The organism is Cohnella ginsengisoli (assembly GCF_029525555.1).
Classification (GTDB): Bacteria; Bacillota; Bacilli; order Paenibacillales; family Paenibacillaceae; genus Cohnella; species Cohnella ginsengisoli.
Window position 1 is genome coordinate 803,104 of sequence record NZ_JAPDHZ010000002.1, and the last position, 12,131, is coordinate 815,234.

The 12,131-nt window shown below is 59.0% G+C and carries 8 protein-coding genes and 3 pseudogenes; 2 read left to right on the plus strand and 9 right to left on the minus strand.

Annotated features, from left to right (window positions below; all coding sequences use genetic code 11):
- Positions 1-125: 125 nt before the first annotated feature.
- The 5 genes and pseudogenes from OMP38_RS04020 to OMP38_RS04040 all read right to left on the minus strand — a co-directional run bounded on the left by OMP38_RS04020 (position 126) and on the right by OMP38_RS04040 (position 5,506).
- Positions 126-1,703 carry an NHL domain-containing protein gene (locus OMP38_RS04020; protein ID WP_277563986.1) on the minus strand — a complete coding sequence of 526 codons (1,578 nt, stop codon included), beginning with the start codon at positions 1,701-1,703 and terminating at the stop codon, positions 126-128.
- Positions 1,704-1,793: 90 nt separating this feature from the next.
- On the minus strand, positions 1,794-2,306 hold the full coding sequence (locus OMP38_RS04025; RefSeq protein WP_277563987.1) for an adenylate/guanylate cyclase domain-containing protein: 513 nt from the start codon (positions 2,304-2,306) through the stop codon (positions 1,794-1,796).
- Positions 2,209-3,642, minus strand: coding sequence for a CHASE2 domain-containing protein (locus tag OMP38_RS04030; protein ID WP_277565161.1), 1,434 nt, complete (start codon positions 3,640-3,642; stop codon positions 2,209-2,211). The genes OMP38_RS04025 and OMP38_RS04030 overlap by 98 nt, the downstream gene beginning before the upstream one ends.
- A gap of 199 nt (positions 3,643-3,841) precedes the next feature.
- Positions 3,842-4,078, minus strand: coding sequence for a ferredoxin (locus OMP38_RS04035; RefSeq protein ID WP_090115658.1), 237 nt, complete (start codon positions 4,076-4,078; stop codon positions 3,842-3,844).
- Positions 4,079-4,221: 143 nt separating this feature from the next.
- Positions 4,222-5,506 (minus strand): annotated as a pseudogene (locus tag OMP38_RS04040) (DNA polymerase IV).
- Between the two features lie 178 nt (positions 5,507-5,684).
- On the opposite strand from OMP38_RS04040, the gene cimA reads away from it, so the two are divergent.
- Positions 5,685-7,301: a citramalate synthase gene (gene cimA / locus OMP38_RS04045; RefSeq protein WP_277563988.1), complete on the plus strand. Its 1,617-nt coding sequence runs from the start codon at positions 5,685-5,687 to the stop codon at positions 7,299-7,301.
- Positions 7,302-7,385: 84 nt separating this feature from the next.
- Here the strand turns inward: cimA and OMP38_RS04050 are convergent, their stop codons facing one another.
- Positions 7,386-7,976: a TlpA family protein disulfide reductase gene (locus tag OMP38_RS04050; RefSeq protein WP_277563989.1), complete on the minus strand. Its 591-nt coding sequence runs from the start codon at positions 7,974-7,976 to the stop codon at positions 7,386-7,388.
- A 379-nt stretch (positions 7,977-8,355) separates the two neighbouring features.
- On the opposite strand from OMP38_RS04050, the pseudogene OMP38_RS35565 reads away from it, so the two are divergent.
- Positions 8,356-8,547 (plus strand): annotated as a pseudogene (locus tag OMP38_RS35565) (Mov34/MPN/PAD-1 family protein); the annotation flags it as partial.
- Here the strand turns inward: OMP38_RS35565 and OMP38_RS04055 are convergent.
- From OMP38_RS04055 to OMP38_RS04065, 3 genes and pseudogenes are all read right to left on the minus strand, one after another.
- The gene (locus tag OMP38_RS04055; protein ID WP_277563990.1) at positions 8,544-9,281 is read right to left on the minus strand and encodes an exonuclease domain-containing protein; all 738 of its coding nucleotides are present in this window, start codon (positions 9,279-9,281) and stop codon (positions 8,544-8,546) included. The pseudogene OMP38_RS35565 and the gene OMP38_RS04055 overlap by 4 nt on opposite strands.
- A gap of 5 nt (positions 9,282-9,286) precedes the next feature.
- On the minus strand, positions 9,287-10,360 hold the full coding sequence (locus OMP38_RS04060) for a DUF294 nucleotidyltransferase-like domain-containing protein (RefSeq protein WP_277565162.1): 1,074 nt from the start codon (positions 10,358-10,360) through the stop codon (positions 9,287-9,289).
- A gap of 61 nt (positions 10,361-10,421) precedes the next feature.
- Positions 10,422-11,748: pseudogene (locus OMP38_RS04065) on the minus strand (ammonium transporter).
- Positions 11,749-12,131 lie beyond the last annotated feature (383 nt).

Sequence of the window (12,131 nt, forward strand, 5' to 3'; positions counted from 1 at the left end):
CGTTAATGTCGGTGCGAAGGGGCGATCGTATTAGCCTTGGGGGGGCGCCGCCGACCTTCGTACCTGCTAAAAAAGGACCGTACGTCAGCGGCATGCGCTGCGGACGGTCCTCTGTTAGGCTGCGTTTAAAACGTTTTGCTGCGGATAATGACGGCTTGTACGGAGCCATCCCATTGAATATCGAGATCGCCCTCCGTGGCGAAAAAGCGGACCGGCACGTAGAAGCTGCCGTCCTTCAGCACCGGAGCGGCGTTGAGCTTGAGATCGGATTTTAATCCGCCGCTGTTCTTAGCGACTTTTTTCTGCCCGTTCGTCACCGAATACACGGTATCGCCTTTGGTCAGCTTGCCCGACTTCGTCTTGGCGTCGTAAGTCACGGTGAATCCCGTCGCCTGGCCGACGGCCCGCAGCGGCAAATACGTCGATCCGCCGGATACGAACGCCGGCTTGTCCGACTTCAGCGGCGATCCGTTCAGCAGCGTTTTGATCGCGCCGTCTTTTTTCAGTCCCGCGGCACCCGCATACTTCGTTATCCGCCGGATTTTGTTGCCCGATTCGTCCGCGATCGCGAGGCTGCCGTCCGCCAACACGGCGACGTCGGTCGGATGGTCGAACTGCGCCGCGTACAGGACGCCGTCGACGGCTCCCGGCTCCGTCGCCTCGCCGGCCAGCGTCGTCACCTGCCCGTTCTTGAGCAGCCGCACGACATGGTTCAGGCTGTCCGCGATAATGAGCGTCCCGTCGGGCGCGATCGCGAGACCTTCCGGCGCGTCGAATCGCGCGGAAGCGGCCGCTCCGTCCAGGTAATCGCCTTCGGCATACGGATTATCGTCGCCCAGCGCCGGCGCCGTTCCGGCAACCGTGCTGACCGTGCCCGCGGCAAAGTCGATATAGCGAATGCGCTGATTGCCCCGATCGCTGACGTAAAGATTGCCTTTGGCGTCGAGCGCCAGTCCGCTAGGCTCGTTGAACTTGGCGCTCGCCAGCGGGCCGTCCGCGTAGTCGCCGAAACTCTCTGCCGCCCCGGGCATATACTGGCCGACGCGCGTCGAAGGCGCGTTCAGCGTCGTGACGGTACCGTCCGCCGCGATCTTGCGGATCGTATGGTTCAGCGTATCCGCCACATATACGTTGCCCGCTGCGTCGACGGCGACATCGGACGGTGAGTAGAACGTCGCCCCGCTGCCTTTCCCGTCGGCCGCGCCGGCCAAGCCGCTGCCGGCCAGCGTCGTTACTTTCCCGTCCGTAGAAATCTTGCGGATCGCATGGTTGCCCGCGTCCGCGACGTAGGCGTTGCCCGCGGCATCGAAGGCGATGCCCAGCGGTTCGTCGAACAATGCGCGATCCGCCAAGTCGTCGTGATAGGAACCCGTCGGCAAGCCGCCTTCGTCCGAGCCGGAGAAATGCCCGGCGTATGTAGTCAGCGCGTTCGAAGCGAGCAAGCGGATCAGATGGTTCCCGCTATCCGAGACGGCCAGGCTGCCGTCCGCGCGAACGGCGATCCCGTGCGGCTTGAACAGCGTCGCTCCCGCGAGCGGGCCGTCCTGGCTTCCCCATTCGGATTGGCCTGCCCAAGTGCGAATCTCGTACAGCCCTCCCGATTGCAGCCAGCCCGTATCCGCCGCGAACGCGGCACCGGGTACGGTCAGGCTGAGTGCAAGCGCCATCGCGGCGCCGACCGTTTTGCGATTCCATGCTTTCATTTTCATTCTCCTTCATAGGCTACTCGGTCTAGTGACTCGTTAACTACTATTTTATAGAAGCTTAATCCCGGGAAAATCCGACAAAAGTCTCTAAATCGCGGTCTGATCGGCCTTCGGCGCAGCAATCGCCGCAGCAGGCTCGCCGGCGACGCCAAGCAGCTCGTAGACGCGGATCGGCAGCGACTTGCCTTTGAACATACGATCCTCGCCTTCGTCGAACCGGAAATAAGCGGCTGTCTTGGCGTATACGGCGTCGGACACCATGATTTGCCCGGGCTTCGTCTGCGATTCAATCCGCGCCGCGATGTTCACGTTGTCTCCGATCGCCGTATAGTCGACGCGCAAGTAAGAGCCGATATTGCCCACGACGACGGTGCCCGTATGAACGCCGATGCCCACGTTGACTTCGCAGCCGTACTTTTCCCGGATCGTCCGCCTGATCTCGTTCATTCCCTGTTGAATCTCGAAGGCCGTCTTCACGGCGAGCCGTTCGTGGTCTTCGACGTCAAGCGGCGCGTTGAAAAGGATCATGGCCGCGTCCCCGATGAACTTGTCGATCGTGCCCCTGTTGGCGAGGGTCGTCTCCGTGATCATATTGAACATCGTGTTCAGCGTATCGACCAGCTCGGGGGGCGACAGTTTCTCGGACAGCGGCGTGAACCCCCCGGATGTCCAGGAACAGGACGGTGATCGTCTTCGAGTCCCCCCCGAGCTTGATGTCGATATCCTGGGAGACGATCTGCTTGACGAGGTCGGGCGATATGTAGCGGCCGAATTGGCGCGTGACGAAGTGCTTCTGCGCGCTCTCTAGATACGACTTGAGCGACACGTTGGTCAGGTAGGCGAGCGTAACCGCGAGGATCGTATCCGCGACGCCGATCTGAATCTTATAGGCGTTGTACATGAGCATCTGGCCATAGACTAGCCCGGACGCCGCCGCAAGATACAGCAGGATCGAGTAGATGTTTTTGAGGCGCCATGGCAGCAGGATAAACAGGAGGAATAGGACGAGTCCGCCCAGCCAGATCGTCCAAGCCGGCGCGTAGCCTACCGACGTGCCGCTAAGCAGCTGGTTGACGATATTGGCGTGTACGTAGACGAGCTGCATCTTCTTTTCGATCGGCGTCGTCCCGCTGTCCTGTCCCGAGTCGTCGGACAAGCCGACTGCGGTGAAGCCGACCAGCACGACCGAATCCTTGAAGACGCTCGGATCGATCTCGCCGTTCAGCACCCGGCTGAACGATACGGTCGTGACGTCCTCCGTGTTCAGCTGGTAATCGATCGTGATCGTGTTTTTGGCGACCGCGTTGTTTTTTTCGAAAATTTTGCCGGGATCCGTCATCCCGTCGTAATCGGACAAGTCCGCGCCGGCCATGTCGGCCGCCATGTAGGCGAGCGACGGATAAACAGTACCGTCCTCGTCCTGAATCTTGAGCCACGTCTGGCGGATGACGCCGTCGGGGCTCGCGACCCGGTTGATGTTCGCCAGCTTGACGTGCTCGGCGAACTGAGGCAGCGGACCGTCTATTCGATAGGCCTTGAGCAGGGAATCGGGCCTTGCCACGGTCTCGCCGAACACGTCGCCCTCCGTATCCCCGATGACGGGCAGAATGACATTGTCGTAAGCGGCGAGCGCGTCCGCGAACGCCTGATCGCTATCCGCGTTCGTCTCTTCGTTGAACGTAATATCGAAGCCGATCGCCTTCGGTTCGCTGCCCGGCTGGTTCAGCATGTCGAGGAACGGCGCATAGACGGCACGATCCCACGGAAAACGGCCAAGCTCCGCCAGCGAATCGTTGTCGATCGCGACGACGACGATATCCTTGGGCGGCTGGCCCGCGGCTTGCTTCATATTGTAGTCGTAAAGCATGTTGTCGAGACGGCCGAGCCATCGCTCGCTATGCGCGAAAAATAGAGCGATCAGCAGCAGTACGTTCATCACGATGGCCAATCTTTTTGATTTTCTCTCTCACGGGTTCCCCTGCCCTTTGCGGTTCGATCGGCGTTTCATAGCTAGTATACTTGAATCCGGCGCGAGATTGTTCAAATTTTGTCAAAAAAAGGTCGCAAAAAAACCTTCCCTAGCCTGGCGGCAGTCGGGAAGGCCGATGTCGTCGATTCGCGAAAGCCATCGCGAACTACATATTAAACGGTTCGTCGGCGATTTGAATCGAATCCGTCGGGCAGCCGTCGGAGGCGTCTTGGAGATCGTCGTACAATTCTTCTGGAATCTCGGTCGTGCCGCGGTTGGCGTCGCCCTTATAGATGACCTCCGCCAGGCCTTCGTCGTCATAATCGTAAATATCGGGTGCAGTGGCGCCGCATGCGCCGCACGCGATACAAGTGTCTTTATCGACATACGTAAATTTAGCCATAATATGATAAGCCTCCTAAAAAAGTCAATCCCGCCTGCAATACGCGGAAACGTTCGCCGGTTAAATCCAAATATAATACAAAAGACCGCGACTTTCAAATAAAAATAAGGAATACCGGGCTATAGCCCCGGCTTATAGCGGGATTATTCGCCGTCTCCCTTCTCGCGCAAAAAATCGGTCTGAAGGGAAGTTCCCCTGATCTTCTTGTTGCGAATCAAGGCTGACGGATCATTGGTCAGCATGCCGGCCGTGAGCACCGCGCTCTCGCCGAATTTATCCCGAAGCCGGTCGAGCACGGAGACGAGCTGCTCTTTTCGCGGCGTTTCCTCGTATTCGAAAAGGTCCAGCTGGACAGGCGTCTCGGTCTTCGGGGACAGGCTCTGCAGCGTGATGCCGAGCAGACGGACAGGCTCTCCTTCGCGCCAGTTCGCGTCCATGAGCTTGCAGGCCACCTTGTACACGTCCTCGGCGCTCTCGGTCGGCACGTCGACCGTATGGGAGCGCGTGATCGTCTTCATGTCCGGATCGCGGATCGTGATCTGGACGGCCTTGCACATCATGCCTTCCCGCCTGAGCCGCCGCGCGGTCTGATCCGCCAGATTCAGCAGGACGCGGCGGAACTCCTCGCGCTTGGTCAGATCGGCCGGGAGCGTCGTCGTATGACCGACCGACTTGGCCGCCTCCCGGACCGGTTCGACGGGAGCATCGTCCAGCCCGTGCGCGGCCCGCTTCATCCAAGCGCCGTAGACGCCGAATTTGTCCTTCAGCAGCTTCTCGTCGGCGGCGGCCAGCTCGCCGATCGTGGTAATGTTCATCCTCAATAGCTTCTCCGCGGTTTTGCCGCCGATTCCATACAACGTTTGGCAGGGCTTCCCCCCACAGCAGCATGGGCACGTCCCGCCGCCGCACGACGGTGACCGCGTCTGGCTTGCGCATGTCGGAGCCCATCTTGGCGAGCAGCTTGTTCGGTCCGATGCCGATGGAGCACGGCAATCCGAGCTCCTCCTTCACCCTTCGGCGGATCTCTTCCGCGATCTCGATCGCGGTGCCGAATTGGGAGCTGCCGGTAATATCGAGGAAGCACTCGTCGATCGACACGGATTCGATTTGCGGCGTGTAGGCGCCCGCGATGCGTCTGAAGCCGCGGGAATATTGCCTGTAAAGATCGAAGTCCGGCGAGATCAGGATCAGTTCGGGGCATACCCGTTCCGCCTGCCTGACCGTCATTCCCGTTTTGACGCCTTTGGCCCTCGCTTCGTAGGAGCTCGTGACGACGATCCCCTTGCGCAACTCCACGCTGCCCGCTACGGCCGTCGGCTTTCCTTTATAAAGATCGGGTCGTTCCGCCGCATGGACCGAGCAGTAAAAGGCGTTCATGTCCATATGCAAAATGATTCTACCGCGCTTTTCGCGGACCCCGCCATCCATCTCGCTCATTCTCCTCGCGCGTTTTTGGCTTCTTACATTATAATACGCGAAGCCTCCGCGGTCACCCGGCAGCCCGGTCCGGCCGGCATTCCTCCCTCTACAATTGATCCGGCGCATGTTATAATAATTAGAATATTCGCCGACTGGCTATTCACGTTCTTGGGAGGTACCTTCATCCATGACCCAATCCATCAGCATTTTCGATACGACGCTTCGCGACGGCACCCAGGGAGAAGGCATCAGCCTGACCGCCGAGGATAAGCTCAAGATCGCCCTGAAGCTTGACGCGCTGGGCATTCACTATATTGAAGGCGGCAATCCCGGCAGCAACAGCAAAGACATCGAATTTTTCAAGCGCGCCCGCGAGCTTAACCTTAACGCCAAGATCACGGCGTTCGGCAGCACGCGCCGCAAGAACAGCTCCTGCGAGCAGGACGGGAATCTGCGCAATCTGATCGAATCCGGCGCGAAGGCGGCGACGCTGGTCGGCAAGACCTGGGACTTCCACGTCCATACGGCACTGCAGACGACGCTTGAGGAGAACCTGGCGATGATCGGCGAGTCGATCGCTTTTCTGAAGCGTCACGGACTCGAAGCGATTTTCGATTCGGAGCATTTCTTCGACGGATACAAGGCGAATCCCGAATACGCATTGGCCGCGCTGACGCGCGCCCGCGAAGCCGGCGCCGACTGGATCGTGCTGTGCGACACGAATGGGGGTACGCTGCCGAGCGAGATCTCCGAGATCGTGTCCAGCGTCACGACCCAGGTCAAAGCGCCGATCGGCATCCACACGCACAACGACTGCGAGCTTGCCGTCGCCAACACGCTGGCCGCCGTCGCCGCCGGCGCGCGCCAGATCCAAGGGACGATCAACGGCTACGGCGAGCGCTGCGGCAACGCCAACCTCTGTTCGATTATCCCGACGCTGCAGCTCAAGCTCGGATACCCGGTCGTCTCCGACGAGCAGCTTCGCTCCTTGACGTCCGTAGCGCGCTACGTGGGCGAGATCGCCAATGTGATGCTCCCCGTCAATCAGCCTTATGTCGGCACGGCAGCGTTCGCCCATAAGGGCGGCATCCACGTATCTGCGATCCTGAAGGATTCGAAGACCTACGAGCATATCGCGCCAGAGCTCGTCGGCAACAAACAGCGCGTGCTCGTCTCCGAGCTCGCCGGGCAGAGCAACATCCTGTCCAAAGCCCAGGACATGGGGCTCGACGTGACGACGGACAGCGCCAAGGCTAAAGGCGTGATCGAACGGATCAAGCAGCTTGAACACGAGGGCTATCAATTCGAAGGCGCCGACGCCTCCCTGGAGCTGCTGCTTCGCGAGGCCTACACCGATATCGTCGATGTGTTCTCCGTCGAGTCGTTCAAGATTCTCGTCGAAAAATCCAAGGCGGGCGGCACGCAGACCGAAGCGATCGTCAAGCTGAATGTAGGCGGCCAGCAGGTGTACACGGCCGCCGAAGGCAACGGCCCGGTCAACGCGCTGGACAACGCGCTTCGCAAAGCGCTCTCCCAGTACTTCCCCGGCATTCGGGAGATCCACCTGTCCGATTACAAGGTCCGGGTGCTCGACGAAAAGGAAACGACGGCCGCGAAGGTCCGCGTGCTTATCGAATCGACCGACTTCAAGGACAGCTGGAGCACGGTCGGCGTCTCCTCCAACGTCATCGAAGCGAGCTGGGAAGCGCTCATCGACAGCATCCGATACGCGCTGCTTGGCATGGCGCAGAGCGACTTCGCACCCGAAGCGCCGCGAGAGGCGCTCGGCCTAATCAACCACTGATATTCCCCCATTGTATGCAAGAGAGCGCCCCTCAGGCCATTGGCCTGAGGGGCGCTCTCTCGCGTCGCGTACGATGGTTACGACTTATGCCGCGTCCTTCATTGCCTCGTCGATCAGCGTCTTCCATTCCTTCAGGCTTTTCGCGCCTTCGATACGTTGCCTGACGATGCCATGGCGATCCACGATAAAACTAATCGGGTACGAGAACACTTTATATGCATCCCCTACCTTGCCGTCTTTGTCCATGAGCACAGGGAAAGGAATCGCCTTTTCTTTGACAAAATCCTTGGCGCCTCTGACCGTATCGTATTTGGTCGCGTTGACGCCGTACAATTCGATTTTTCCCTTGTATTCCTCGTAGAGCTTCACCAGATCAGGCGCCTCGACATCGCAAGGCCCGCACCAAGAAGCCCAAAAGTTGATGACCAGCACTTTGTCTTGCGGCGCCTTCGGATCTAGCGCATAGGTCGTGCTATCGTCCAAGGACGACAGCTCTAGCGCAGGCGCTAACGATCCGACCGTGGGCGCCTCCTTCGTTGGCGAACCGCCGTTTTCAGACACCGCCGAGCCGCTATTCGCCTCGCGCGCGCCCTTTCCGTTTCCTGCCAGATTATAGACCAATACGCCGGCGATCGCCACGATAAAAATGACGACAATGATAACGTTACGCTTCAATTCCTTCTCCTCGCTTTGCCTAGGTCGCTTCTTCCATCTTACCGGATTCGGCGCTTTCTCGCTATCCCTCGGCTTCCGGCATTGCAACCGCCCAGTGACTGGCCCATACTGATTATAATTGTGTCCCTAGAGAAAGGTTGAAGCCGGATGCGCCATTCGCCCGAAGTTCAAATGACCGAACAGCTGCTGCACACCCTCATCGAAGGCTGTCGCGAGGCTCTTCCGCTCGAAGCCTGCGGCGTTCTGCTCGGGGCATCGGACGCTGCCGTCTTGGCGGTATCCGATGCTTTATTTATCCCGAACGCTGCCGCAGACCCCCTAGCCTCCTTCGCCTTCGAACCGTGCGCTTGGATCGCCGCCGCTTTCGCAGCGCAAAAAAAGCCGACGGGAAGTCGTCGGCTTTTTCCACTCTCATCCGGCCAGCCCGCCGGCTCCGAGCGACAGGGATCTCCGCGGATGGGACGGCTTCGGATGCCATCTTATCATCGGTTTCCATCCTTCCGAGGCCGTCCGCGCATACAAGACCAACGACGACGGTACATGGGTAGAGCTTCGGCTGTCGTTGCGTTAATGCCTGCTCAGGTAAGCGTAAAGATCTCCGAGCGTCGACACCTGCTTGGCCTGGATCAGCTCGAGGAACGCAAACCAAAGCTTGGCCGTCATCAACGAGTCGTGGAGCGCATGATGGCGATAGGTGATCTCGATGCCGTAAGATTCGAGAAGCTCGTCGAGTCCGTAGCTTTTGCGCCGGGGCTCCAGCCATTTGGCGACCATCATCGTGTCGACCACGCGATGGGACAGATTCACCTTGGACGTCTTCCACAAGGCGGCATTTAAGAACTGCTTGTCGTGACCGCTGCCGTGAGCGATTAACACCCGTTTCCCGATGAAATCGAGAAAATCGTGTAGCCCCTGCATCAGATCGGGAGCCTCTTGCGCCATCGCGTCCGTGATCCCGGTCAATTCGGTAATATGCGGCGGAACTTTCCGGCGCGGGTTCACGAGTCGATAGAACGGCTCGGCCGCCTCCAGCTCGCCCCCCTTGATCAAGACCCCGCCCACGGACAGGATCTCGTCGCCGTTGTAAGGATTGAAGCCGGTCGTCTCCAGATCGAATACGACAGCTTCCATCTCGGACAACGGCGTATCGAGCGCGGATTCTTTGCGTTGGTCGCGCGACACCTGCCGGATGAACGCCATCTGCTGCGCATTGGAAGAACCCAGCATCGAAGCGATCGCCGGCGTGATGCCGCCCGTCTTGTATAAATGCCACATGCGGCCCATCGGACTCTTGGGCTCCTTCATGCCGTTCACCTCCCGCCGAAGCGGCGTTGCATCTCCTTCTCCAACTGACGCTGCAGCCGCCTGCAAATGCGCAGCGCCTTCTTGAGCGGAGCTTTCTCTTCCCTATCTAACACGGCGGATCTCAGCTTCCCGCTGCCCGCCCACTGCCCGCTGTCGTCCCGATCCGAGGCGAGCAGCCGCAGACGTAGGACGACCTCAAATGCCCAGGCTGCCTCGTCGGCCTTGTCGCCGCTAAGCGCGCCAATCTCCCTGAGCGCTTGAATGCGTCCGAGCGTACTCGTCGCGGGAATATCGGCTCGCATGGCGAGCAGGCGAAAAATATTGACCATCGGGATGTAGGCGCCGTACTTAACGTCAAGGCTTCCCGCATTTTCCCCGTAGTGCTCCACGAAAAGCTGACCGAACACGCCAATCAGCACTTTATGCCGAAGCGTATTTTCGAGCATGCGCCTCGCAATGTCGGCATGCGACATCATATCGCCGATATAGCGGCCTTTCCATCTGCGGCCAAGCTCGGCGTCGCCGGCCAACAACCGCGCATCCGCCAGAATAAGCAGGTATCGAACGTTTTCCCAGCTAGGCTCCGCGAACCAGCGGTCTACCTTTTCCTCCCAAGCCGAGATCGGGAGGCACCATTCGGGATTCGATACGATGACGTTGCCTTCGCAAGGCGGATAACCGATCTCGAACAACGATGCGACGATCCGGGAGCCGAGCGCGCCGAAGTAAGCAGCTGCAAGCTCGGCCTCGTCGGGATTGGCGCAGTCGCCATAGACGAGTCCGCTGTCTTGATCGCTCGCTAGCGTTTGCTCTCCCCGCCCGCCGCTGCCGAATAAAAAATAGGCATACGGCACGGGCGGGGCGACAAGCCCCATCCGTGCCGTATCCTGCTCCGCCAGCGTCAATACCCGGCGGATCAAAGCGTCGTGCAGCTCGTTCAGCGCTTCGACGATCGGGACGACCCGGTACTCTTCGCGCAGGAGCGCGCTGACGCGCTCCTGCACTTCCTCCCGGATCGTCCGCAATTGTTGCAGCGTGCCCGCGCCGTTTATTTCAAGCAACCGCTGTGCCAAGTCCATCTGGGACAATGCGGTCCTACCTCCTGTCGGGACGCCGATGCTAAGATTAATGTAACGTCGATCAGAGGGACGTCGTGTTCGTGCCGGCGCGCTTCAGCGCTTCCGGATAACCGTAAGTGCCGTGCTCGCTCAGGTCGAGACCGATGATCTCTTGCTCTTCAGTGACGCGAAGTCCGCTCACTTGCTTGATGACCCAGAGGACGACAAACGATACAGCGAATGCGAAGGCGCCGCATACGACGACGGAAAGGAACTGCACCCACAGCTGTTCGCCGCCGCCGCCGTAGAACAGTCCGGCCTTGCCGACGCCGACTTGGTCGACGAGCTTCTGGGTCGCGAACAGGCCGTTGGCCAGCGTACCCCATACGCCTGCCGCGCCATGCACGGACATCGCGGAGATCGGATCGTCGACGCGAATCTTTTTCGAAGAACTGAGCGCTGACGAAGACAAGGACGCCTGCGATAAGACCGATGACGACTGCCGCCCACGGTTCAACGAACGCGCAAGAAGCGGTGATGGCGACCAGGCCTGCCAGCGCGCCGTTCAACATCGTCGGGATGTCGGCTTTGCCCTTGACCAGCCAGGAGATCAACAGTGCCGATACGGCGCCGCCGGCCGCGCCCAATTGGGTCGTGAAGGCGACGTAACCGAAGAAACCTTCGCCCACGGATACCGCGCTGCCTGCGTTAAAGCCGAACCAGCCGACCCACAGCAGCAATACGGAGAGGGACGTAAATACTTGGTTGTGACCGAGAATTTCATTAGCGGAGCCGTCTTTGTTGAACTTGCCGATCCGAGGCTTGAGCAGGATGGTCGCGGCAAACGCGGCCATCGCGCCGGTCAAGTGAACGACGGTGGATCCGGCGTAGTCCTGCGCGCCGTCTGCGGCCAGCCAGCCGCCGCCCCAGATCCAGTGGGCGATGATCGGATAGATGACTGCAGCGAATACGATCGTAAAGATGAGGTACACGGACAGCTTGGCGCGCTCCGCGAAGCCGCCCCATGCGATCGAGAGCGAGACCGCAGCGAATGCCAGTTGGAACACGAAGTAGATCGTCGAAGGATAAGCGTCGCCTTCACCCGCCACAATCGACGGATCGAAGAAAAAGTTGCCGATGCCCATGAACTTGTTGAGGCTCTCGCTCGCGTCGCCGCCGAACGTGATGCCGTAACCTACCGCCCAGTATACCAGAGAAGCGAGGCCTACCGTAAAGATCGTTTTGCCCGCCACGTGACCGGCATTTTTCATGCGCGTGGAGCCGGTCTCGAGCAGGATAAAGCCGCCTTGCATGAGCAGAACTAAAATCGCGGCGACTAGAATCCACAGTGCGTTAAGCCCCATATTCAGCGTCGCCGCAGACGGATCACCGTCCGCCGCGAATGCCATCGTTGGGAACAACAGCAGCAATGCGCCCAGACCGAGCAAACTCTTCTTCAACAATACGACCACTCCCCGACATGTAATGTTTCATAACATTTTAAGAAAGCCTTAATGTCATTATAGTTAGAAGATCCCGATTTGACAATAAGAAAATCGAATAAAAGTTCGGACTTTCCTCAATATATCTGACATATACTCTCTAATAGAAGCCGAATGTTCAGAAATAAGCGGGATTATAACGTCTAATCCGTGAATGAACGCTGCTATAACCTTACATGAGGTGTTTTGTTGACTGTTCATAAAATAGGCGAGGAAACCAAGTTCGATGTCACGATTCCTATCAAAGGGATTCATTCCAAGCAGAGTTGCATAAATTCGTCACAAGCATA

Coding starts and splice junctions, on each gene's coding strand:
- OMP38_RS04020 (WP_277563986.1), bottom strand. CDS start 1,703: ATGAAAGCATGGAATCGCAAAACGGTCGGCGCCGCGATGGCGCTTGCA.
- OMP38_RS04025 (WP_277563987.1), bottom strand. CDS start 2,306: ATGTTCAATATGATCACGGAGACGACCCTCGCCAACAGGGGCACGATC.
- OMP38_RS04030 (WP_277565161.1), bottom strand. CDS start 3,642: ATGAACGTACTGCTGCTGATCGCTCTATTTTTCGCGCATAGCGAGCGA.
- OMP38_RS04035 (WP_090115658.1), bottom strand. CDS start 4,078: ATGGCTAAATTTACGTATGTCGATAAAGACACTTGTATCGCGTGCGGC.
- cimA (WP_277563988.1), top strand. CDS start 5,685: ATGACCCAATCCATCAGCATTTTCGATACGACGCTTCGCGACGGCACC.
- OMP38_RS04055 (WP_277563990.1), bottom strand. CDS start 9,281: ATGAAGGAGCCCAAGAGTCCGATGGGCCGCATGTGGCATTTATACAAG.
- OMP38_RS04060 (WP_277565162.1), bottom strand. CDS start 10,360: ATGGACTTGGCACAGCGGTTGCTTGAAATAAACGGCGCGGGCACGCTG.